Source organism: Paenibacillus sp. FSL H3-0457, from assembly GCF_037981725.1.
Classification (GTDB): domain Bacteria; phylum Bacillota; class Bacilli; order Paenibacillales; family Paenibacillaceae; genus Paenibacillus; species Paenibacillus amylolyticus.
On the sequence record NZ_CP150283.1, the window covers coordinates 3,975,540 to 3,999,097 of the forward strand.

Consider the following 23,558-nt stretch of genomic DNA (forward strand, 5'->3'; position numbering starts at 1 on the left):
GCTGTGACTCATTCAGGATTGCATCAGTTTACAGGGTCAAGTTTGATCCGACGATAAATGTCCATATATTCTTCAGCTGAGACGTTCCAGCTGTATTCTCCGCCCATTGCATTTTTCACAATTTTCTTCCAGTGTTCTGGCTGTTTGTAGATCTCCTCAGCACGCCGAATGGTACTCATCATGTCATGAGCGTTAAAGCTTGTGAATGAGAAACCATTCCCTTCTCCAGTAAACTCATTGTATGCCTGCACAGTGTCGTTCAGACCGCCTGTTTCCCTTACGAGAGGCACACTGCCATATCGCAGAGCCAGTAGCTGACTAATACCACATGGTTCGAACCTTGATGGCATCAGGAAGATATCACTGCCTGCATAGAAACGGCGGGATAACCCATCGTTAAACGTGATCTGGGCAGACATTTTGAGCGGATAACGATTAGCGGCTTCACGGAACCAGTGTTCATACATAGGCTCTCCTGTTCCCAGTACCGCGAATTGAATGTCATCATAGTACAGCAATTCATCCAGGATACGGCACACAAGATCAAGCCCCTTAGAGTCCACGAGCCTTGTCACCATCACCATGAGTGGTACATCAGGACGAACAGGAAGTCCAAGTTCCTTTTGCAGCTCAATTTTGTTCTCCGTTTTCTTGGACAGACTTGTTCTGTATTTCACTGGAATTTTGGTGTCCGTTGCCGGGTTGTAACTCTTGGTATCAATTCCGTTTACAATCCCGCTGAAACGATCTCCAAGTGAACTGAGCAGTCCGTCCAGGCCATATCCATAATAAGACGTTTGCACTTCCTGTGCGTATGTTGGGCTTACGGTTGTCACATGGTCAGCATACACAATTCCTGCTTTCAAGAAGTTGACGTTACCGTAATATTCGGCTCCATCCACGGTGAAATATCGATCGTCCAGCTCGAGAATATCACTGAATAACTCATGCGGGAATACCCCTTGATACAACAAGTTATGTATGGTGAATACCGTACGAATATCACTGTAGAATGGATCGTGTCTGTAGTGTGCTTCAAGCACCAAAGGAATCATTCCTGCATGCCAGTCATGACTGTGCAACACGTCAGGCTTGAACTCAATCTGTGGCAACACTTCGAGCACTGCACGGTTGAAGAAGGCGAAACGTTCGCCATCATCCATATAACCGTACACTCCATCACGCCCAAAATAATACTCATTATCCACAAAATAGACTGGAATCCCATCATGAACCAGCATTTCTATTCCACAATAGGGTCTGCGCCAGCCAAGAGGTACATCCGTTGTAATTACGGGCTGTAACGCGTCTTTATACTCATCGGGAATCCCCTTGTACTTAGGCATAATCACCCGCACATCTGCCCCGCTCTTCTTCAAAGCAAACGGGAGAGCACCGATTACGTCAGCAAGGCCTCCTGTTTTGATAAATGGATGTACTTCAGCAGCAGCAAATAGAATATTCATGCCTTTGTCCTCCTCTTCGGTTTGAGCGTGTTGCTTTCATTGTTATTCTTCGTTTTTGAACTGACGGAAGTTATACTCGCAGGTGATTCATCCGTTTTCCGACGTGTGTTCTTTTTTAGTATCACGATGCTAAGCGGAGGCAATACCAATTCGAGACTATGCGGATGCCCATGAAAAGGAATCTTTTCGGTAGGCAGTTGCATATGATTAGTAATGCCTGAACCGCCGTAAACGGAATGGTCACTGTTAAGTACTTCGGTATACATACCGGGACGCATGACACCAATCCGGTAACGCTCCCGCTTGACCGGCTGAAAGTTAATGAGCACAAGGAGTGTATCCGCAGGTTTTTTTCCTTTGCGTACGTATGAAATGACACTCTGGTCCTGATCATCCGGAGTGATCCATTCATAACCGTCCAAGGAATGATCAAGCTCCCACAAAGCTTTTTCGCTCAAGTACAGGTTAGACAGCTCACGCTCAAACTTATGCAAATTGCGGTGACTGTCATAATCCAGCAAGAACCAATCCAGTTGATCCTCATCTTTCCATTCGATGAACTGGCCAAAGTCTCCACCCATAAACAACAGCTTTTTCCCTGGGAAAGTCATAAAATAGCCCAGAAAAGCACGCATGCCGGCAAATTTCTGCTCATAGGTTCCTGGCATCTTGTCGAGGAGCGACTTTTTGCCATGAACAACTTCGTCATGTGACAGAGGTAGCACATAATTTTCAGCAAAGGAGTATACGACCGGGAAAGTCAGCAAATGATGTTTGGAAGGACGCTCATGAAAATCAGATTCCATGTAATCAAGCGTATCGTTCATCCAGCCCATGTTCCATTTGTAGTTGAAACCCAGACCACCTTCATCTACAGGTAAAGTCACCATTGGCCATGCACTGGATTCTTCAGCCATCATCAATGCATAAGGGAAATACTTGAACACCGTCTCATTCAGCTGCTGCAAAAAGGCTACAGCTTCCTTGTTCTCAAGACCACCTTCATCATTGGTACGATATTGTCCTGGCTGCTTCTCAAAATCAAGCCGTAGCATACTCGTAACCGCATCAACACGGAGTCCGTCAAAATGATACATCTCCATCCAATATAATGCATTGGAGATCAGAAATGAACGAATCTCAGGTTTCGAGTAGTCAAAGCTAAGTGTGCCCCAGCCCGGCTTCTCTGCTAACATCGGATCTGCATACTCATACAAAGGCGTACCATCAAACATACGCAACCCATGAGCGTCTTTGGCAAAATGTGCAGGTACCCAATCCAGCAATACGCCAATCCCGGCCTGATGTAGTGTATCCACTAGATACATCAGATCTTTTGGATGCCCATAACGACTGGTTGGCGCATAAAACCCTGTGTTTTGGTAGCCCCACGAAAGGTCATATGGATGCTCACTGAGGGGCATCATTTCAACATGTGTATATTTCATTTCTAATAAGTAAGGAACAAGCAAATCAGCCATCTCGCGATAACTATAGAGGCTTCCGTCTTCTTTGCGCTTCCAGGTTCCCATGTGCATTTCGTAAATATGTAGAGGTTTGTTATACATGGCACGTTGTTTGCGTCTCCAGGCTCCATCATTCCATTTGTACCCTTCGATTGAACTGGTGACAGAGGCTGTCTGAGGTCGAACCTCTGCTTGAAACGCATATGGGTCCGCTTTGAGCAATTCTGTTCCATCTTCCGTTAATATACGGAACTTGTATAAAGTTCCTTCGCTGATTTCCGGAAAAAAACGACTCCAAAATCCTGATTCGGGTATCTTATATAAAGGTTCCTTTTCGCCTTTCCATTCATTGCGGTCCAGAGCCAGTCCTACTTCTACGGCATTTGGTGCCCATACGGTAAAGCGATACCCCCGAAGGCCATCGCAAGTCTCAGGCTGCGCGCCCAACATTCGATAACTGTGATGAAGGTTACCTTCATGAAATAAATAAATATGCTCCGGCAATATGTCCGGGTGTGCTAACGGTTGAATGGCCAAGAGATCACCTTCTTCTCAAGAAAATAGATATAACAGTAACCATTACCCCAGTCTAGCCAAGTTGAAAAGAAAAATGCGGTGGTTTAGAAAATGTTGTCTTTTTTCTGAATTTTTACAGTAACAATCGTTTCATCTGCTCTACTTTGCGTTAATGATGTACTACAATGCACAATATTTTGGGAGGGAAACGATTATGTTTAATAAAGATTGCATCGCTATGCTGTTGGCGGGAGGAGAAGGGAAGCGATTAGCCCCTTTAACCTCGAGTATCGCAAAACCCGCTGTACCGTTTGGCGGGCACTACCGGATCATCGATTTTCCTCTCAGTAACTGCGTAAACTCAGGGATCGATACTGTAGGAGTATTGACGCAGTACCAAGCGGAATCTTTACACGATCACATCGGTGGAGGAGAACCATGGGGACATGGCAACTCAAGTGAGGCAGGAATATCCTTGCTTCCATCTTATCATACAGGAAATGACGAATACTTGGGAACGGCGGATGCTATTTATAAAAATATCGACTATATTGATCAACAAAACCCCGAAAATGTTCTAATTTTGTCGGGTGACCATATTTATCATATGAATTATCGCGATATGTTGGAGGCTCATCAAGCCAATAATGCCGCAGCAACGATTTCAGTTATGGAAGTTCCATGGGATGAAGCACATCGCTTTGGGATCATGGCTGCCGATGCTGATTTGCGTGTAACCGAGTTTGCCGAGAAACCGGCTGAACCAAAAAGTAATCTGGCTTCAATGGGCATTTACATGTTCAAATGGGATTATCTGAAACGCCATCTGTTGGAAGATGCCGTTAATCCTGAATCCAGCCATGACTTCGGTAAAGATGTGATTCCTCAAATGTTGAACGAAAATAATCCCCTCTTTGTCTATAACTTTAATGGTTATTGGAAAGATGTAGGTACGGTTAAGAGCCTATGGGATGCACATATGGATCTGTTACACAACGAGGAAGACTGGAGTCTGCAAAAAGAAAACTGGCCGATGTTTACTCGCGACTGGCGCTCCAAGCCAAGTGCTTACAAAGCAAGACATACAAAGATCGAACATGTTACTTCCATGATTCACGACTCTTGTGCAATCGAAGGTCGTTCAGAACGTTCCGTTATCTTCTGCGGTGCAGAAGTGGGTAAAGGCTCTGAGGTTAAAGACAGTGTTGTTATGCCTAACGCACGCATAGGCCGTGGGGTTCACATCGAACGCGCCATCATCGGTGAAGGTGCAATAATCAAGGACGGTGCAATCGTTAAAGGTACAGCAGATGAAATTGTGGTCGTTGGACCTAACGAGATCGTCTCTGCCAAACCGGCTGTCCGTACGCAACCTGTTCGTATGTTGAAAGAAGTATATGAGAAAAGTGGACGCCTGCGCACTGGCGAACTTTCTTCATAATGAAGTAAACATAATATGTAAAAGGCGAGCCTCAGATGGCTCGCCTTTTTTTGGTGTTGATGTTGATATGGATATTATAAAGCGTACATGCTCGATCATCAGGTAGAAAAATCGCTTATCTTTTAAAACCTTAAGACTTTTCTAGATCTGATTTTGTATCGCTTGCATCACTAGCTGTTCGCTCATCTGTGACTTCAGCATCACCAGACGCGGTTACAGACTCTTCTGGACCCATCTCCTCAGCCACAGCCGGTAATGTAACCGTAACGGTTGTACCCGATCCGAGTTCACTTTGCATCGTGATCGTTCCCTCATGCAGTTCTACCAATTCTTGCGTAATCGCAAGACCTAGTCCCGTTCCCCCATTTTGATGATTCACTTGGAAGAAACGGTCCCGTACTTTAATTAAATGTTCTTCACTAATTCCGATACCGGTGTCCTGAACAGCTGCAATGATCTGACCATTCTCCTCTTTGACCGACAAGAAGATCCAGGAATTCTCATGTGAAAATTTGATCGCATTATCCACAACATTCAGGAAGACTTGTTTCAGTCTGTTACCGTCTCCATGGACATTATAAGCACGAGTCTCGTCCGTTTCCAACTTGAGATGGACCTGTTTTTGTTCCGCTTTGGCCCAGACATTCAACATCGTTTCCTGTACAATTTCACGAATGTTGACGGTTCCTTTGACCAGCTTCATCTGATTCTGCTGCAATTTGGAGAAATCCAGCATCTCTTCAACAAGTCCAATCAGTCGTTCGGTTTCCTTGGAGATAATACCCATACCGATACGGGTTTCTTCCGGATCATAACCGCCTGAATCCAGTGTCTCGCTCCAGCCTTTGATACTGGTCAAAGGAGTTCTTAATTCATGTGAGATCGAGGAGATAAAATCATCCTTGATCTGATTACTCCGCACAATCTCATGTGCCATGAAGTTAAGTGTTGATGCCAATTCGCCCAGTTCGTGCTTATAATTCCCTTTAACCCTGACATCCAGCCGTCCTCTAGCCATTTGGGCAGATACTGCGGTGATGTTGTTAATTGGACGTACGATGGAATTTGCCATACCAATACTGATGATCAACACTATAGCAAGCACGCCAACCCCGACGGCAGCGGCGAGTAGTCCCATATTCAACAGCTTTGAATTCACATCTTCAAGTGATGTCAGATATCGAATAACATAAGTATTTTCGCCGCCCAGATCAAACTTGTGTGAAACGGCCATGACAGATTCTCCAGTACCTGGTTGTCTTCCAATCCAGCGTCCCATATCCCCATTCAGAGCCTGCATAATATCACTGGTTTGCAGCACAGCACGGTCAGATTCAAAAGCAGTCGAACTCGCCAATACGCGCCCGTTCAGATCCAAAATTTCCAATTCAGTATTGGACAATGCCAAGTTCACAAGGAGTCTAGACAGATTATTGCCATCCTCCGTAGTATTCTCACGAGCGATCGGCTCGAAAAAGTCCTTTGAATTAGAAATGTGGGTACTAATCGTATTGTAGATACTCTCATAATAATACCTTTGAACTGCCAACATAAATACGAATTCGACCAACAGCAGAGCGAGAAAAACTACAAAGAAATAATGTAGTACGATCTGCCGAGTAATGCCTTTTTTAATCATTGCTCCCGGCCCTTCCATTTGTACCCGTGACCCCATACAGTCTGCAGGTATTCGGGCTCGGAAGGATTGTTCTCAATTTTCTGACGCAGACGACGAATGTTGACATCCACAATTTTGGGATCACCCATGTACTCTTTTCCCCATACGTGATCTAACAATACATCGCGGCTGAGCGGTGTATTTTCTTTTTCCAGGAAAAACTGAATCAAGGAAAACTCCGTTGGAGTCAATTCAATCGCTTCATTCTGTTTCTTGAATTGCTTCGAGATCAGGTCCAGTGAAAATGGCCCGGACTGGAACGTAACCTTTGCCGCAGTTTCCCGATGCACGTTCACCCGGCGTAACAATGACTGAATACGTGCAATCAACTCTGTTGGGCTGAAAGGCTTGCTGACGTGATCATCTGCACCAACGGAGAGTGCGTACACTTTATCCTGTTCCTGCACTTTCGCTGTCAGAAAGATGATGCCCAGACGTTCATTGGTTTCACGGATGCGTCGACACACCTCAAATCCATCAATACCTGGTACCATAACATCCAGCAGAGCCAGATCAATATCCGGTACTGTCTGCAGTATGCGAAGCGCTTCATGACCGTCACCCGCTTCAAGCACTTCGAATCCGTTTCTCTTTAAATTAATCACTATAAAACTGCGGATGGATTCTTCATCCTCAAGAATAAGTACTTTACTCATTAAGTTCTCCCTTTCTATTCAGCTGAGAAGTATTGCTCAGTGCATCTTTACCCGCCTCTGATTGTGCTACCCGTGAAGCAATAACCCGATCTTTGGTACGCGTAATTTCCTTCCAGCTTTTACCCTTCTCCTGTTCCCACTTGGAAAGGGTGAAATATTTGATCTCTGCTACGGTTTCGTCCGTATCAATCATTTTAAATCGAATATATTTTTCCTTCTCCGATTTGGTGTCAATAGTGATCTTACCGTACCACTCTGGCTTGAGATTTAGATGGAATAAATCAGCATCATCTCGGAATTGGAATGAGACAAATTTCTTGCTATCTTTGCCATCCCACTGATAATAGGTGTAAAACCACAACCGAGAGTCAAATACGTAATGCTCCCAACCTTTTGGAGTCTCTTTGAGCCCAAACTCAATAATACCATCATTATCAACATCACCGCTTAAAATTTTGTCATCTCTATACGTTTGATCCGGTGATTTGAAAGCATTGACTAACTTGTTATCTTTAACATACATAATTTGCGAGAAGGAACTCCGATCATCCAGCTCGGCATCCAGTACAATGCCCATCTGTCCTTTGGCAATCTCTCCGCCCAGAGCATTATAAACTTCTTTAACGGTATAATCGGTCTGCACCCGATCAACTTCCTTGAAGCTGCCATCTTCGTACTGGTATAACGCAATCGTTGCAAAACCGCTGTTGTTCAGCGAAATGATAACAAAATCACTTTTACCATCTCCGCTCAAATCCAGCGTGTTCCCCTGCGCATCATCAATGATATATTGATTATACGGAACTCCACCCAAGACCTGCTCCAGTGCCCCGCCCTTGTAGGAATATGCAGTCAGGGCTTTCTGCTCCTGCAGGCTTACACCAAGAATAATATCCGGATTTCCGTCATTCGTAATATCCAATACTTTAAAGGATTGCAACTCATTTCCCGGCACATCAAATGTAAGTTTTTTAACCCATGTGCCTCCCTGCTCTTCCAAAATCATGCCATGGATTCGCACATTCTCATTTGGTGTCTCATAAAAAACAATCGCTTCCCGAGTTCCATCCCCATTCAGGTCTTCCACCCGAATCATGCTGGTATTATTCATATCCTTGGGACGAATCAATGTACTCTCTGGCGGCAGTTTAACCTGAACCACGTTGTACAGTTTCTCCTTATCGGTGGACATCATTGGTTTTCTCATCAAACCCTTGGGGTCACTTATGACTGTGCATCCGCTTAGAACAGAACCAAGCATAATCGCCATAGTTCCTGCTGCTACAAAGCGTCCCCACCGTGAATTAAACAATCTCATCACTCTTTTCAATAGTTTAAATCTGGTTTTTTTCTTGCTGTGTCAGTCTTCGTCCACGAATATCAAAAGCAATCTTGCCTTCTGCCAATCCCCAGATCCGTGTGGCATGTTTCTCAGCAAGCTCAATAGGCAGCACTGCAATGACTGTTGCACGTTCTTCTTCACATAATTTGCGCAGCGTTTCCAGCACCGAATCTGCTGTGTGAGGGTCAAGACCAATCACTGGTTCATCGGCCAAAACGACTTTGGCACCATGAGCAAGTGCTCTTGCAATAGCAACACGCTGCTTCTCACCACCACTGAGCTTCTCTGCTATTTGATGTGCTTTATCAAGTAATCCCAATCCTTCGAGATAATCCATAGCACCCATATAATCATCGGAACGTACCATACCGGTTACCATTCTCCATACGGGAGTCTGACCCGATCGTCCGATTAATACATTTTTAAGAGCCGTACGTCTAGGAAATAATTCTGGATTTTGTTCCAAGTATGCCCATTCCCGTTTGATTTTCCGTTTTCCGGACCAGCCTTCTTTCAAAATCTCGGCGCCATCCACCGTAAATCGGCCTGAATCCCATTTCTCCATCATAGCCAGACATTTGAGCAGCATGCTTTTTCCGCTACCGCTTGAACCAACTACAGCTATCATTTCACCCTGTTGCATATCAAATCGAATATCCCGCAGAACGGGAACGCGGTCCACGCCAACGGATTTACTCAAGTTCTCTACTCTGATCATCGCGATGTCTCCTCTTGTCCATGTTTTTCCCTACCACTAGTGTACTCGGAAATGGACATCAATTTCCATGCGAACACCAGCTTCTATTTTAACACAGATTCGAACTCAGGTTTACGACGAAATAATATACCTGCCAAGCCGAAAAGAAGGTACAGGATTCCGAGCAAGGTGAACATGCTTCCGGGTGAAATCCAGTTGATCATCTGACCACCCAGATTCGGTCCAATAATACTTCCAATCGTGAAATGAAAGGATGCCACAACGTTGGCTGCAGGCAGCAAAACCTTAGGCAAAATGTCTGCGGCATAGGCCAGGCCCAGTGAGAAAAAGGAGCCGACCAGGCCGCCTGCGATTGTTAACAATACAAGCGTCCACCAGAAATGCGTACCTGCGACTGGAACCAGCATGAAGATGATTCCCCCGCTGATGCCCGCAAACATCAATATCTTCTTACGCCCATATCGGTCACTCAACATTCCGAGAGGTAATTGAAGGAACAAACCTCCAATCCCGATAAAAGGAAGCAACGACGAAATCTGATTGGTATCGAATCCAATACGTAGCCCATACACGGGGAAGTTACTATTCATACCCGCTTCCATATATCCGTATAAGAGTGCCGGTAAAAGTGCATACCAGGCCCATGTCAGACTACGACGGAAGCGACGTTCCGGCAGTTGGCCATGCTCTGCTTTTTCCGGTTTCGTATCTGGAAGCTTCATTAATACCAGTATAAGCACTGCTGCAATACAGATGAACAAGACCCAGAAAGGGACAGCATCACCGAAGCCAAGCAGCTTAATTCCCAGCGGACCAATACTGAATCCCAGACCGTAGGACATGCCATAGAGTGATATGTAGCGTCCACGTTTTTCAGGTGCAGTAACAAGCAGTACCCATAGTTGAGCCGCATAATGAAGTGCGCTGTCTCCTATTCCAACGATCAGACGCAATATGAACCATATTTTAATATCTGGTAAATACGGAAATAGTATTAAAGGGACCATGACTAATATCAGGCCACCTACAATCAGCTTTTTGAACCCTAATGCTCCCAATAACCGTTCCGCAACGAGAGTCATGGCAAAAGAGCCAATGTACAACGCGGCGGCGTTTAATCCGTTTAAACCTGGTGAAACCCCTTTTTGCTCCAAAAAAATCGAAAGCACAGGCAGCAAAAGCCCCTGACTTATTCCCGCCACCACAATAACCGTAATCAAAATGAGATAGTTGGCTGTCGAGTGTGATAGTTTGGGACGAGTAATCGATGACACGAATTCATTCCTCCTGCGAGCACACAAAGAAAAATCGCCATCGCTGACGACTTTTGTATGGTATACATATGGTTTTAAACTGCTATTCTTGAATCAGGGCTTTGCCCCGGACTTGAACATTATAGTGGACAACGCCCTGCAAAACAAGCCATAATAGAGGTTGTTCAAAAAGTTCACTTTTGATTACGAATCATGCCTAGTGGCATCATCAGCTTCGAAGATGAATTTCAGCCGAAATGTCCGTTGCTCACGTAGTTTTCCTACGCTCCGCTACTCCATTTCCATCTTCTTGGTACTGAAAACCAGACTTTTTGAACACGCACTAATCGTACTTAAGTCGCTGCGTACATTTAGATGTGACGGGAGGATTCTGCAACATTATGGCTTATCATGTGAAAATTGATGTTTCACCGATATATGAAATGCTTAACAGCTTTCTAGTTTATGTCACGAAAAAATGGATTCAGCATCTGGATATTGGTCCTGAATGGATTCTGGAAGTGGAAGGCAAACTAAGTTCCAATGTACGAGCTGCGCTCGCACCTGCTGCCACTTGGCCTTTTGATGATTTTGATGTTTTGTTTGCATGGGCAGCCTATCAAAATGATACATCGGAGAATCGTGATTTCCTGGACATGCTTGCCGGAATGGCAGCGGAAGACCTGTTTGCACGTGTGTCTCCTCTTCTGCCGGCTCTTACAATAGAAGAATCTACGCGCATTCGGAACAGCTATGTCCCATTATTGCGACTATGGGATGAACACTACTGTCAGAATATGAGCGAAGATCAGCGTGTGTGGCTGGAAGAAGATGCCGAAGAAAAACGCATTTTGCTTGATAAAATGGGACCTGAACTTCTTATTGAATATGCTACAGCCGGTGTTCTTGTTGAACCGATGCCTGGACTGAACGAAGTCATCCTCTTCCCAACGGTGCACAATCGTCCTATTAATATGTACTGCTTCTATGAGGGTATGATGATCATGCAGTATCCCGTAGATGCACCTGAAGAGAACGAAGACCAGCCGCCAACATGCCTTTTACGTTTCACCCATGCGCTGGCTGATCCCGAAAGACTTCGCCTGCTTCGTTACGTATCAGATGAACCCAAATCCCTCGCTGAGATGTGTGAAGAATTGGGTAAAGACGAAGACACGGTCAAAGACCAGGTAATGGCGCTACGCATCGCAGGTCTGCTACGGACCCATCTGCTCGGAAGTAACCGTAAAGAGAAATACAGTATTCGGCCGGATGGCGTATCTGAATTGAATATGTTCCTGGAATCCTATATTCGCATTTAATTTAGTTGAATCATTGTGGATTTACTGGCTACAAGGAGTGAGTTAGATCATGAAAATAATGAAACAACATATTTTGTTTGACCTTGATGATACACTCGTATATTGCAACAAGTACTTCAACCTGATTTTGGGAGAATTCTTTGAGAATATGCAAGAGTGGTTTGATGGACATTCTCTGACAACACAAGAGATTCGGGAAAAACAGCTGGAGATCGATGTAACCGGAGTGAACAAGCTTGGTTTTGCGAGTCATCATTTCCCGCAATCCCTGATTGATACCTATCGTTATTTCTCCGGCAAGTTCGCCAGATTAACCTCTCCCAGAGAAGAATCTTATCTGAGCAAGTTGGGTATGAGTGTGTACGATCAGGAGGTTGAACCCTACCCTCATATGGTTGAAACGCTTGAGAACCTCAAAGGTGCTGGACACTCCCTCTACTTATATACCGGCGGCGAAACCGTGATTCAGCAGCGCAAGATTGATCAGATGAAACTCTCGGCTTATTTTGATGATCGGATCTATATCCGACAACACAAAAACGTCGAGGCACTGGAAGGCATTCTGTCTAATGGTCCGTTTGATCGTCGTGCAACCTGGATGATTGGCAACTCACTACGCACAGATATTATGCCTGCTGTAAAAGCCGGAATTCACAGCATATATATCAAACAACCGAATGAATGGCAATACAACATCGTAGAACTTCAGCCTAATCCGGAAACGTCGATGTATACCATCACTGCACTGGAAGAGGTACCAAAAGTCATACACGAAAATATACAACAGCAGCAACAGAAAAGGACCCTTGGATAAGGGTCCTTTTGCTGTATGTTAACTGTTAACTAAGATCAAGCATCCTGCTTCTCGCCAGATAATTTGCCTGTTACTACGTCCTGCAAAATAATACGCGCTTTCACCGTACTCCCGTCTTTTCGTTTGAAAGACAGCACTTGTGTACTGCCCTTCTCAATCAGCGATTTTAACATCGTACTGGTGATTTTTTTGCCTGCATACTCTTTCCAGACCACAAATGAACAGCCTTCCTTGAAACGTGAGCATCCATAACCCTTCTTGCCCTCTATAATCTGACCCGAGCAGCCAGGAGAAGGGCAAGGTGCCAGTAACTCTCTCACTCCAGATGAGCTCGCACTTGAGGACGGCGCCTTGGTGGTCGTGCTTTTCCCACTGCCAACTCTCGATGAAGATGCCGAAGTCTGACGGGACGTTTTTACAGTTGAACCGCCACTAGCCGTCTTGGCTGATGTCCTTGTATTGCCTGCCTGGGTTCTGGCTCCCTTGCCTTTCCCCCTGCCTGCCCGTGAATCTTCTCCAAAAGCATCTGCTGGTGCTGGGGCTTGTACACGCACTTTCTCAATGATGGACAAGGTGAATTTCTTAACGTTCTCCATGAACTTGTCCTGACCCGCCTCACCTTTGGAAATCTGATATAACCTTCTTTCCCATTGCCCGGTCATCTCAGGTGAAGTTAACAGATCTACACCCGCGCGACGAATCAACTCAATAGCTGTTCTGCCTTTGAGCGTTAACTGCATTTTCTTCCCTTGCAGCGTAATGTAACCTACGTTTTTGAGGCGTTCAATTGTAGCCGCACGTGTAGCCGGAGTACCCAGACCACTATCTTTCATCGCATCTCGCAGCTCTTCATTCTCGATCTGCTTGCCTGCACTCTCCATCGCTTTCAGCAATGTTCCCTCGGTATAACTTTTGGGAGGCTGGGTCGCCTTCTCCTTAAACTCACTCTTCGTACATTGAACAGGCAATTCAGGTTGTACAGCAAAAGCCTTGTCCGTCCACTCTTCAGCTTCCTCTTCCTCATTGCCGTTTTTCTTACTCTTCTTCTTGCCTGCACCGCCCTGTTCCTGATCTCCAGAACCGAGAACCACTTTCCATCCGAGGGACAACAGCTCTTTGACAGATGTCTTAAACTGATGTTTCTCCACTTCGGTGAGCACGGTATGTTGCTTATACTCTGCCGGAGGATAAAAATGAGACAAGAAACGTCTGACAATCAAATCATAGATGTTCTGCTCATCCTTGGATAAGGTACCTGGTCGCTTCAAAGTAGGTAGGATCGCATGGTGATCCTCAACCCTGCTCGGATTACATACCCCTTTATTATTCTTATGAACAAGCTCCGGCTTGGCCCCCTGCGCAAGCTCACTATAGGTACCATTTTTAAGCAGGTTTAGTGTTTTGTGCATACCTTCAATATTCTGTTCTGTAACATAGTTGGAGTTTGTCCGCGGATACGAAATCACCTTGTGTTTTTCATACAAGGCCTGTGCGATATCCAGTGTTTTTTTGGCACCATATCCAAACTTGGCATTGGCTTCACGCTGTAAAAGGGTCAGGTCATACAAACGATACGGATACTCCTTCGTCTGCTTCGCTTCGTATTTAGTAATCTGCCCTGTCTTGCCCTTCACACTGGCTGCAATGGCCTCTGCTGCCTCCGCATCGGTCAACTTATCTCCCTGACGCAGTCCCCGGTACTCGACACCTTCCTGCCGAAACCAGGCGGCTACTTCATAAAAGGTCTGTGACTGGAACGCTTCAATCTCGATTTCACGATCGTAGATTAGCGCGAGTACCGGCGTCTGCACACGGCCTACAGACAACAATGCATTATGGCGGGTTGTAAACGCCCGTGAGGCATTCATCCCGATCAGCCAATCGGCTTCACTTCTGGCGCGAGCAGCATGGGTCAGATTTTCAAATTCAGAGGCATCCTTCAGACCATCAAAACCACGTCTAATGCTCTCTGCCGTCAAATCCGATATCCATAAACGCTTTACAGGCTGACGCAGCTTCAATTGCTGTTGTATGAGGGCGAAAATGTACTGACCTTCTCTCCCTGCATCGCAAGCATTAACGATCGCTGAAGCCCGTTTTGCCAGTTCTCCAATCATTTTAAGCTGATCTTTAGTCCTCGGATTGGGTACAATCTTGAACTGATCGGGTATGATCGGGAGGTCCGCTATATTCCAGCGTTTGTACTTTGTATCATAGGCATCCGGTTCAGCCAGTCCAAGCAAATGCCCTATCGCCCAAGTGATGATGTAATGTTCACCCTCCAGATACGTGCGATTGTTCTTGGCCTTTGGTTCTATGACGGCGGCAATGGTTCGACCCATGTCGGGTTTTTCCGCTATAACCAGTGTCTTCATCCGTCCATCTCTCCTCCTTCACCGTCCGCATGACGGCAAAAAGGGGCATTCCGCCGACGGAAGCCCCTTGCTTCTGAAACTCATTATATCAGATTTTGGATTCGGGAGCACCTTCCCGAAATGAATTATCCTGCTGCCTGTTCCTTTAATACATGCTTTTGTCTGCACTCTTTGCATACACCCTGGAAATCCAGACGATGATCCGTAACAGCAAAGCCATACTGACGCTCGATTTGTTGTTCCAAACGAAGCAGACCATCTTCCATAATCTCTTCCACTTTACCACATTCTGTACAGATCAAATGATGGTGGTGATGGGAACCGTCTGTACTTCGCAGATCAAAGCGCGCAGCGCCGTCACCAAAGTTGATCTTTTCAACGACCTGAAGGTCACTCAGCAGTTCGAGAGTGCGGTATACGGTAGCCAATCCAATCTCAGGGAACTGCTCCTTAACCAGCAGAAATACTTCCTCTGCGCTAAAATGATCCTTTTCATGTTCAAGCAATACACGTACAGTAACTTCCCGTTGTTGTGTTAACTTATATCCTTTTTCAACCAATTGATTTTTAATGTGAAAGATCTGTTCTGAAATGGACTTGTCCCGGTTACTTGCCATAGCAGGTCGCACCTCCGATTTATATTCATTGAAATTTACTTTTATCGTACGGATTCATGGTTTCAGTTAATCCTTATTTATAATAATTATAATATAATAATAAATCTTTATCACTTAAAAAGCAATGATATTGCTCACACTTACATGAAATATGTAGTCAATTTGGTTAAAATAACAGCAAACAACCCTCGCTGATCGCGAAGGTTGTCATTGATATCTTGTTCTATACTTTTACACCAGAACCGAAGCACCCATCAAGTATTTGTCCACTTCACGAGCAGCCTCACGGCCTTCATTAATTGCCCATACAACCAAGCTTTGACCACGACGCATGTCACCTGCTGCAAATACTTTATCCACATTGGTGTTGTATTTGCCGTAACGTGCCTTAACGTTTGTGCGACGATCTGTTGCAAGTCCCAGTTGCTCTACCAACGTTTGTTCCGGTCCATCAAAACCAATGGCAATCATGGCCATCTGAGCCGGGAATACACGCTCTGTACCTGGAATCGGCTGATAAATCTTGCGACCAGTCTCATCCACAATACGCTCGATCTGTACTGTATGCAATTCTTTGAGGTTCCCCTCATCGTCTCCGACAAATTTCGTTGTCATGATGGAGAACTCACGCGGATCTTGACCAAACAACGCTTTGGCTTCCTCTTGCGCATAATCAAGTGTGTATACGTTCGGGAATTGTGGCCAAGGATTATTAATGCGATCACGCTCCATAGGCGCTTGTGTATGCGTACCGAATTGAGTGATCGTACGACAACCATGGCGCAGCGATGTAGCCACACAGTCAGATCCTGTATCACCGCCACCAATGACGATAATATCTTTATCTTTAGCGGACAGATATTGACCATCTTCCAGATTGGAGTCCAGATAACTCTTAATACTGCCATTCAGGAAATCCATTGCGTAATGAACGCCTTTCAAGTCGCTGCCTTCAATATTGAATTCACGCGGCTTCGTTGCACCACCGCACAATACAACAGCGTCATATTCATCCACCAGTTGTTGTGCTGCAATATCTTTACCAATCTCGGTGTTCGTAATGAATTGAATGCCTTCTGCTTCGAGCAGATCAACACGACGTTGAACTACGTTTTTATCCAATTTCATCGTTGGGATACCGTACATCAGCAATCCGCCGACACGGTCCGAACGCTCATATACGGTTACCGAGTGTCCTGCTTTATTCAACTGAGCCGCAGTAGCTAATCCCGCTGGACCTGAGCCTACCACAGCTACACGTTTACCCGTACGTTTTTCAGGAGGTTGGGGAACGACCCATCCTTCTTCGAAACCTTTTTCAATAATTGCTTCTTCAATCGTTTTGATGGTTACAGGCTGACCGATTAAGCCAACTGTACATGATCCTTCACAAGGAGCTGGACAGACGCGACCTGTAAACTCTGGGAAATTATTCGTTTTGTGAAGGCGCTCAAGTGCTTCTCTCCACAGTCCGCGATATACAAGATTATTCCATTCTGGAATCAGGTTATGCACGGGGCAACCTGACGTGCCGCCAATCATATCTATACCTGTATGGCAATACGGGGTACCACAATCCATGCATCGTGCACCTTGTGTTCTGAGCTCTTCTTCAGCCATGTGTTTATGAAACTCTTCCCAATCCTTAATCCGCTCCGCTGGCTCACGATCTGTTGGCAGTTGACGTTTGTATTCCATAAATCCAGTAGGTGTAGACATCTTACGTTTTCCCCCATCCGTTCTTGTCTTAATCCCTTCATGTGCATGGTTCTATATGAAATGGATTACTCATTACTTGAGTTTTTGTCTATTGTATCACAAAATCTTCTCGAAGATATTTCAATTATAGTAGCATTTACTGTGCTGAATATTAAATGGATTATCCGCATAATTATTTGTATTTTATACATCATATCTTTCAAGTCTACCCATGGTCAATACCCTTATTTTGGTGTTAAATGTGGTTTTGAACTGCGAAATCTGGTGTGTGTTAAAGAAATAAAAGGTCGAAACGTTAAGTGAATGTCAGATAATTTGTCATCAAATTCAACATATTTTGCTATAAATCGTTCTCAATTTCGACTATTAGACCTGTTTTAGGGCTTCACAACGTTAAAACCTCAAAACTTTTACACTTTTTTACTGTTTAATGCTTGGCCGTATGTATAATATACATAAATACCAATTACTTATGTTATATTAATGTTATGTGTATTCCAGTTTAAACAAGTGACTCATTTTTTTTATAAAGAAAAGACGCTGTTCACGAATATTTCGCAATCAGCGCCTCTCATCATACAAATACGACCGAAGTCAGGAATTTCTTATGCCACATTTACCGTTTACGTTCGTAAAATTCAAATGTATACGCATGAACATTTTTTTCATCCTGTTCGCCTTCAATCTGTTCAATCAGTTCCCATTCGGACCAATCCACTTCAGGGAAAAACGTATCTCCCTCAAAATTCTCATGAATTTTGGTCACCACAAGACGATCTGCAAGTGGCAGGAACTCACGATACACTTGGGAACCCCCAATTACGCACAGTTCCTCACCTTTGGTTACACTCAGCCCCTCTTCAATCGTATGTACGATTTCAGCCTGTTCCACCTTGTAGTTCAGATCTCTTGTCACTACGATATTACGACGCTGAGGAAGCGGCTTACCACCAAAAGATTCCCACGTATTACGTCCCATGATAATTGTTTTGTTCAGCGTACGTTGTTTGAAAAAGGCCATATCCTTGGGTAATCGCCATGGAATCGAATTATTTAATCCAATCACACCGTTCTCCCCCATTGCCCATACCAATTCAATACTCAAGGGTAATACACTCCTTCAATCCAAGTTTCTTGTCGAGATTGAACACATAATTAGACTGCAATTGGAGCTTTAATGCCCGGATGATGCTGATAGTTCTCAAACTCAAAATCTTCAAACTTATAATCAAAAATAGAATCCGGCTTACGCTTGATTACCAGCTTAGGTAAAGCATAAGGTTCACGCTCCAACTGCGTTTTGACCTGGTCAACATGGTTAGAGTAGATATGAACATCCCCTCCAGACCAGATGAAATCACCTACCTCAAGATCACATTGCTGGGCGATCATATGAGTCAAGAGCGCATAACTCGCGATGTTAAACGGCAATCCGAGGAACGTATCTACGGAACGCATCGTAAGCATACAAGATAATTTACCCTCTGCAACGTAAAACTGAAACGCAAAATGACAAGGTGGAAGCTTCATATTATTGATCTCAGCCACATTCCATGCGCTGACAAGGTGACGCCGTGAATCCGGATTATTTTTGATCGAATCAATGACTGCGGCGATCTGATCAATTTTTTCTCCGTTTGGTGCTTCCCATGTACGCCACTGCGAGCCGTATACCGGACCGAGATCCCCATTTTCGTCCGCCCAGTCGTCCCAGATCTTCACACCGTTTTCTTTCAAATAAGATATATTGGTATCGCCACTCAAAAACCATAACAGTTCATGAATAACCGATTTGAGATGAATTCGTTTGGTTGTTACCAGCGGAAATCCTTCGGAGAGATCATAACGGAGTTGTCTGCCAAATACAGATTGTGTTCCTGTTCCTGTACGGTCTCCTTTATGCACGCCGTTGTTCAGAATATCCTGCAATAAATCGAGATAGTTTTTCATGTTGTTATCCCCTCGCACTTCTTATTTGTTACCTATTCAGACTAAGACTGGCATACACCACATCACGTCCGATCATTTTAATATTGTATCATTTGAGCCTCTAGATAAAAAGGGCTTCCTCAAACATTATGCTATGTGTGACATTATAGTATAACATGTAAACCTTCACATGATCTCTCCCATTTTAAAACAAAAAAAGAGACGAATAACGCGTTAACGTCATTCGTCTCTTCTGATATACGTATAATGCCGGACGGATCCGAAGCTTAGTTGATCTTAACGGGAGATGATGTGGATCGGGTGACCCATAACCAATTCCGCAGCTTCCATCACGATTTCGCCCAAAGTTGGGTGAGCGTGAATTGTGAGAGCCAGATCTTCCAAAGTTGCGCCCATCTCAATTGCCAAACCAAGCTCAGCAATCAAGTTGGAAGCTTCCAGACCTACGATTTGGCAACCCAATACAAGGCCGCTTTCTTCGTCAGCTACGATTTTCACGAAGCCTTCAGCGTGGTTCAAAGATACAGCACGGCCGTTACCCGCATAAGGGAACTTGCCAGCTTTTACTTTGTAACCTTTTTCTTTAGCTTCTTTTTCAGTGTAACCTACGCTGGAACACTCTGGATCTGTGAACACAACAGCTGGCATACATTTGTAGTCAACTACAGATGGTTGTCCTGCGATTGCTTCAGCAGCCACTTTACCTTCATAAGAAGCTTTGTGTGCCAGAGCCAAGCCAGATACGATATCACCGATTGCGAAGATGTGAGGAATGCTAGTGCGACCTTGGTGGTCAACTTTGACAAATCCACGCTCGTCAACGTCAACACCAATCATGTCGAGACCAAGTTCTCCATCTGTGTTTGGACGACGTCCAACAGTTACCAGCAGGTAATCTGCAGTTACTTCTTTGGACTCACCATTTACAGAGTACTTAACAGTTACATCTTTATCCGTTTGCTCAGCACTTTCAGCTTTTGCACCCGTTACGATTTCGATGCCTGTTTTCTTCATGTTTTTAGCCACGAGGCTAGTCATGTCTTTATCGAAACCTGGCAGTACTGTATCCAAACCTTCGATGATTGTTACTTTTGCACCGAATTTGGAGTACATTTGACCAAGCTCAGCACCGATATATCCGCCACCGATAACGATCATGCTTTTTGGTACTTCAGGCAAGTTCAGAGCTTCTGTCGAAGACAGAATGCGTCCACCAAATGGGAAAGGTTTCAGTTCGATTGGACGGGAACCTGTTGCAATAATTGCATTTTTAAATTTGTAACGTGGAGACTCGTGGTCATTGAATACACGAGCTTCGTTTTCGTTGATGAACATGCACTCACCGTTGAAAACTTCAACTTTGTTGCCTTTGAGCAAACCAGCTACGCCGCCAGTCATTTTCTTAACAACGCCGTTTTTGAACTCTTGAGTTTTGCTGAAGTCCACTTTTACGTTCTCAGCAGAGATACCAAAAGCTTCACCGTGAAGTGCAGACTCATATTGGTGTGCAGCAGAGATCAGGGCTTTGGATGGAATACATCCACGGTTCAAACAAACACCGCCCAGTTCGGATTTGTCTACGATCAATACGCTTTGGCCCAGTTGAGCAGCGCGGATGGCAGCTACATAGCCGCCAGGACCCGCACCAATTACTAATGTGTCGATATTGAGAGAAGCGTCGCCTACTACCATATCTTACACCTCCATAACAAGCAGCTCAGGGTTAGCGAGCAGCTGTTTAATGTAATTCATAAAGTTTTGTGCTGTTGCGCCATCGATGATACGGTGGTCAAAGCTCAGGGAAAGAGCCATTACAGGTGCTGCAACTACTTCGCCGTTTTTGATCACTGCTTTTTCGCTGATGCGTCCTGTTCCGAGAATAGCAACTTCAGGGAAGTTGATGATTGGAGTGAAGAACATACCGCCAGCAGAACCGATGTTACTGATGGAGATTGTGCTTCCTCTCATTTCATTCGCGCTCAATTTGCCCTCACGACCACGAGCAGCCAGATCACGGATAGAATCAGCAATCATCCAGATGGATTTACGATCAGCATCTTTGATAACAGGAACGATCAAGCCGTTGTCTGTATCTGTAGCGATACCGATGTTGTAGTATTTTTTGTAAACAATTTCGTTAGCTTCTTCATCAATCATAGCGTTCAGAGCCGGGAATTGGCGGGAAGCCGCAACCAGTGCTTTAACGATGAATGGCAGATAAGTAACTTTTGTTCCTTTTTTCTCTGCAATTGGTTTCATGCGAGTACGGAAAGCAACCAATTCAGTTACGTCCACTTCGTCCATGATTGTAACGTGAGGTGCTGTGTAAGCCGATTTAACCATTGCATTAGAGATCGCTTTACGGATACCTTTGAATGGTACGCGCTCTTCTTCAACGTGTTGATCAGCTGCAGCTGCTGGTGCTGCGGATTTTTTCTCTTCTTGAGCCGGAGCTTCGGAAGATACCGCTGCGGAAGAACCGCCACCGTTTTTGAAGGATTCAACATCTTCTTTGGTTACTTTACCGTTGTTGCCAGTGCCGTTAACCTGAGCGATGTCTACACCTTGTTCGCGAGCAAATTTACGCACGCTTGGTGTTGCCAGAACGTCTTTGGCAGGTACTGCCGGAACGCTGTTGTTGCCGCCTTCTTTAGCTGCATCCGAGCTGGAAGCTGCTGCAGAAGAACCGCTTGTGTCAGCTCCGCCTTGAGCTGCGTCTTTCTCTTGCTCACCTTGATCGCCAGCAGGAGCGTCGTCTTGCTCAGGAAGTTCGCCTTCTGCATCGATGATCGCTACAACTTCACCAACGTGGCAGACTTGACCGTCTTTAGCGAATACTTCTGTAACTGTTCCGTTAACCGGACAAGGTACTTCTACAACCGCTTTGTCGTTCTGTACTTCCATGATGATGTCGTCGTCAGTTACTTTGTCACCGACTTTGATGTGCATCTTGATGATTTCGCCTTCGTGCAGGCCTTCGCCCAATTCAGGGAATTTATATTCAAATTTAGCCAACTGAAAAACCTCCTTGATTATGTGCTCAATCCTGAAAACAACCCTTAACTCCAAGAAACAACTGTTACTGCTAATGCAAATAACTGTTACTCAAGGGGCTAATGGCTGTTTACAGTGCAGCTTGCGCTGCGGTGTGAATCACCATACTGCGCCTTGCGGCATGTCAGATGATTAAATTAGAAATTTACGACTTTGTTAACCGCAGCAATGATACGCGCCGGGTTAGGCAGCCATGTATCTTCGATTTGTGCAAATGGATATACAGTGTCCGGACCAGCTACACGCAGAACCGGAGCTTCCAAGTGCAGGATTGCTTTTTCATTGATTTGGGCAATGACTTCAGCTGCAACACCTGCGCTCTTTTGAGCTTCCTGTACAACAATTGCACGGTTTGTTTTCTTAACGGAAGCAACGATAGTATCGATGTCGATCGGGCTAACCGTACGAAGGTCGATAACTTCAACTTTGATTCCTTGTTTTTCGAGTTCATCTGCTGCTTTCACAGAAGTGTGAACCATCATACCGTAAGTAATGATCGTTACATCAGAACCTTCACGAACAACGTTCGCTTTGCCCAATTCAACAACGTAATCTTCTTCAGGCACTTCTGCACGGAAAGCATGGTACAAGTTCAAGTGCTCCATGAAGAATACAGGATCGTTATCGCGAATAGAAGCGATCATCAGACCTTTTGCATCGTAAGGGTTAGAAGGAATTACGACTTTGATACCTGGTGTTTGCGTGAGCAGACCTTCCAGGGAATCTGTATGCAATTCTGCCGCTTTTACGCCGCCACCGAATGGTGTACGGAATACGATTGGAGAATTGTATTTTCCACCGGAGCGGAAACGCATACGAGCAGCTTGCACTACCATTTGGTCAAGGGCTTCGAAGATAAAACCAACGAATTGGATCTCAGCAACCGGGCGGAAGCCTTGTACACCCAGACCTACAGCCAGACCACCAATAGCGGACTCAGCCAGTGGTGTATCAAATACACGCTCTTCGCCAAACTCTTTTTGCAGACCTTCCGTTACACGGAAAACGCCGCCTACATTACCTACGTCTTCACCGAAAAGCAGAACGTTAGGATCACGTTTCAACTCCACGCGAAGCGCATCACGGATTGCTTCTTTCATGTTCATTTGTGCCATTTGCTTCATTTCCTCCTTAAACATTGACAGTTCACATTTGAATTCGTACATGTATA

The 23,558-nt window shown here is 44.9% G+C and carries 18 protein-coding genes; 3 read left to right on the forward strand and 15 right to left on the reverse strand.

The genetic code is table 11. From position 1 onward, the window contains the following. Positions 1-23: 23 nt before the first annotated feature. Together glgA and glgB are read right to left on the reverse strand one after the other, a co-directional pair. A complete protein-coding gene (gene glgA, locus MHH25_RS17575; RefSeq protein ID WP_340017670.1) occupies positions 24-1,466 on the reverse strand; it encodes a glycogen synthase GlgA in 1,443 nt (480 codons plus the stop codon). Next, complete coding sequence (gene glgB / locus MHH25_RS17580) at positions 1,463-3,469, reverse strand: 1,4-alpha-glucan branching protein GlgB (RefSeq protein WP_340017671.1); 2,007 nt, start codon at positions 3,467-3,469, stop codon at positions 1,463-1,465. The genes glgA and glgB overlap by 4 nt, the downstream gene beginning before the upstream one ends. Before the next feature lie 193 nt (positions 3,470-3,662). Between glgB and MHH25_RS17585 the strand changes: the two genes are divergently transcribed. Continuing rightward, a complete protein-coding gene (locus MHH25_RS17585; RefSeq protein WP_340017672.1) occupies positions 3,663-4,889 on the forward strand; it encodes a glucose-1-phosphate adenylyltransferase in 1,227 nt (408 codons plus the stop codon). 130 nt (positions 4,890-5,019) lie between these two features. Here the strand turns inward: MHH25_RS17585 and MHH25_RS17590 are convergent, their stop codons facing one another. The 5 genes from MHH25_RS17590 to MHH25_RS17610 form a co-directional block, all read right to left on the reverse strand. Beyond that, entirely contained in the window at positions 5,020-6,528 is a 1,509-nt protein-coding gene (locus tag MHH25_RS17590) for a HAMP domain-containing sensor histidine kinase (RefSeq protein ID WP_036673821.1), read from the reverse strand. Then, on the reverse strand, positions 6,525-7,223 hold the full coding sequence (locus MHH25_RS17595) for a response regulator transcription factor (protein ID WP_017688086.1): 699 nt from the start codon (positions 7,221-7,223) through the stop codon (positions 6,525-6,527). The genes MHH25_RS17590 and MHH25_RS17595 overlap by 4 nt, the downstream gene beginning before the upstream one ends. Beyond that, positions 7,216-8,535: a hypothetical protein gene (locus MHH25_RS17600; RefSeq protein WP_143781232.1), complete on the reverse strand. Its 1,320-nt coding sequence runs from the start codon at positions 8,533-8,535 to the stop codon at positions 7,216-7,218. The genes MHH25_RS17595 and MHH25_RS17600 overlap by 8 nt, the downstream gene beginning before the upstream one ends. A 22-nt stretch (positions 8,536-8,557) precedes the next feature. Continuing rightward, the gene (locus tag MHH25_RS17605) at positions 8,558-9,283 is read right to left on the reverse strand and encodes an ATP-binding cassette domain-containing protein (protein ID WP_036613671.1); all 726 of its coding nucleotides are present in this window, start codon (positions 9,281-9,283) and stop codon (positions 8,558-8,560) included. An 83-nt stretch (positions 9,284-9,366) separates the two neighbouring features. After that, positions 9,367-10,557 carry an MFS transporter gene (locus MHH25_RS17610; RefSeq protein ID WP_340017673.1) on the reverse strand — a complete coding sequence of 397 codons (1,191 nt, stop codon included), beginning with the start codon at positions 10,555-10,557 and terminating at the stop codon, positions 9,367-9,369. A 380-nt stretch (positions 10,558-10,937) separates the two neighbouring features. On the opposite strand from MHH25_RS17610, the gene MHH25_RS17615 reads away from it, so the two are divergent. Beyond that, on the forward strand, positions 10,938-11,858 hold the full coding sequence (locus tag MHH25_RS17615; protein WP_340017674.1) for a helix-turn-helix domain-containing protein: 921 nt from the start codon (positions 10,938-10,940) through the stop codon (positions 11,856-11,858). Positions 11,859-11,907: 49 nt separating this feature from the next. Next, positions 11,908-12,672, forward strand: a complete 765-nt coding sequence (locus MHH25_RS17620; protein WP_036613669.1) for an HAD family hydrolase — start codon at positions 11,908-11,910, stop codon at positions 12,670-12,672. Between the two features lie 35 nt (positions 12,673-12,707). On the opposite strand, the gene MHH25_RS17625 is transcribed toward MHH25_RS17620, so the two are convergent. The 8 genes from MHH25_RS17625 to MHH25_RS17660 form a co-directional block, all read right to left on the reverse strand. Then, complete coding sequence (locus MHH25_RS17625) at positions 12,708-15,047, reverse strand: DNA topoisomerase 3 (RefSeq protein WP_340017675.1); 2,340 nt, start codon at positions 15,045-15,047, stop codon at positions 12,708-12,710. A gap of 125 nt (positions 15,048-15,172) precedes the next feature. Then, a complete protein-coding gene (locus MHH25_RS17630) occupies positions 15,173-15,664 on the reverse strand; it encodes a Fur family transcriptional regulator (protein ID WP_036613667.1) in 492 nt (163 codons plus the stop codon). A 231-nt stretch (positions 15,665-15,895) separates the two neighbouring features. Next, positions 15,896-17,383, reverse strand: a complete 1,488-nt coding sequence (locus MHH25_RS17635; protein ID WP_036673826.1) for a glutamate synthase subunit beta — start codon at positions 17,381-17,383, stop codon at positions 15,896-15,898. A gap of 616 nt (positions 17,384-17,999) precedes the next feature. After that, complete coding sequence (locus MHH25_RS17640) at positions 18,000-18,488, reverse strand: dihydrofolate reductase (protein WP_036613663.1); 489 nt, start codon at positions 18,486-18,488, stop codon at positions 18,000-18,002. Positions 18,489-18,538: 50 nt separating this feature from the next. Continuing rightward, positions 18,539-19,333, reverse strand: a complete 795-nt coding sequence (gene thyA / locus MHH25_RS17645; protein ID WP_036613661.1) for a thymidylate synthase — start codon at positions 19,331-19,333, stop codon at positions 18,539-18,541. A 276-nt stretch (positions 19,334-19,609) separates the two neighbouring features. Continuing rightward, entirely contained in the window at positions 19,610-21,025 is a 1,416-nt protein-coding gene (lpdA, locus tag MHH25_RS17650) for a dihydrolipoyl dehydrogenase (protein ID WP_036613658.1), read from the reverse strand. Between the two features lie 3 nt (positions 21,026-21,028). Next, complete coding sequence (locus tag MHH25_RS17655) at positions 21,029-22,348, reverse strand: dihydrolipoamide acetyltransferase family protein (RefSeq protein ID WP_036673829.1); 1,320 nt, start codon at positions 22,346-22,348, stop codon at positions 21,029-21,031. A gap of 176 nt (positions 22,349-22,524) precedes the next feature. Beyond that, positions 22,525-23,502, reverse strand: coding sequence for an alpha-ketoacid dehydrogenase subunit beta (locus MHH25_RS17660; RefSeq protein WP_036613653.1), 978 nt, complete (start codon positions 23,500-23,502; stop codon positions 22,525-22,527). Positions 23,503-23,558: the final 56 nt, after the last annotated feature.

Coding starts and splice junctions, on each gene's coding strand:
- MHH25_RS17635 (WP_036673826.1), bottom strand. CDS start 17,383: ATGTCTACACCTACTGGATTTATGGAATACAAACGTCAACTGCCAACA.
- glgA (WP_340017670.1), bottom strand. CDS start 1,466: ATGAATATTCTATTTGCTGCTGCTGAAGTACATCCATTTATCAAAACA.
- MHH25_RS17590 (WP_036673821.1), bottom strand. CDS start 6,528: ATGATTAAAAAAGGCATTACTCGGCAGATCGTACTACATTATTTCTTT.
- MHH25_RS17630 (WP_036613667.1), bottom strand. CDS start 15,664: ATGGCAAGTAACCGGGACAAGTCCATTTCAGAACAGATCTTTCACATT.
- thyA (WP_036613661.1), bottom strand. CDS start 19,333: ATGAAAAACTATCTCGATTTATTGCAGGATATTCTGAACAACGGCGTG.
- MHH25_RS17660 (WP_036613653.1), bottom strand. CDS start 23,502: ATGGCACAAATGAACATGAAAGAAGCAATCCGTGATGCGCTTCGCGTG.
- MHH25_RS17595 (WP_017688086.1), bottom strand. CDS start 7,223: ATGAGTAAAGTACTTATTCTTGAGGATGAAGAATCCATCCGCAGTTTT.
- MHH25_RS17620 (WP_036613669.1), top strand. CDS start 11,908: ATGAAAATAATGAAACAACATATTTTGTTTGACCTTGATGATACACTC.
- MHH25_RS17605 (WP_036613671.1), bottom strand. CDS start 9,283: ATGATCAGAGTAGAGAACTTGAGTAAATCCGTTGGCGTGGACCGCGTT.
- MHH25_RS17625 (WP_340017675.1), bottom strand. CDS start 15,047: ATGAAGACACTGGTTATAGCGGAAAAACCCGACATGGGTCGAACCATT.
- lpdA (WP_036613658.1), bottom strand. CDS start 21,025: ATGGTAGTAGGCGACGCTTCTCTCAATATCGACACATTAGTAATTGGT.
- MHH25_RS17615 (WP_340017674.1), top strand. CDS start 10,938: ATGGCTTATCATGTGAAAATTGATGTTTCACCGATATATGAAATGCTT.
- MHH25_RS17585 (WP_340017672.1), top strand. CDS start 3,663: ATGTTTAATAAAGATTGCATCGCTATGCTGTTGGCGGGAGGAGAAGGG.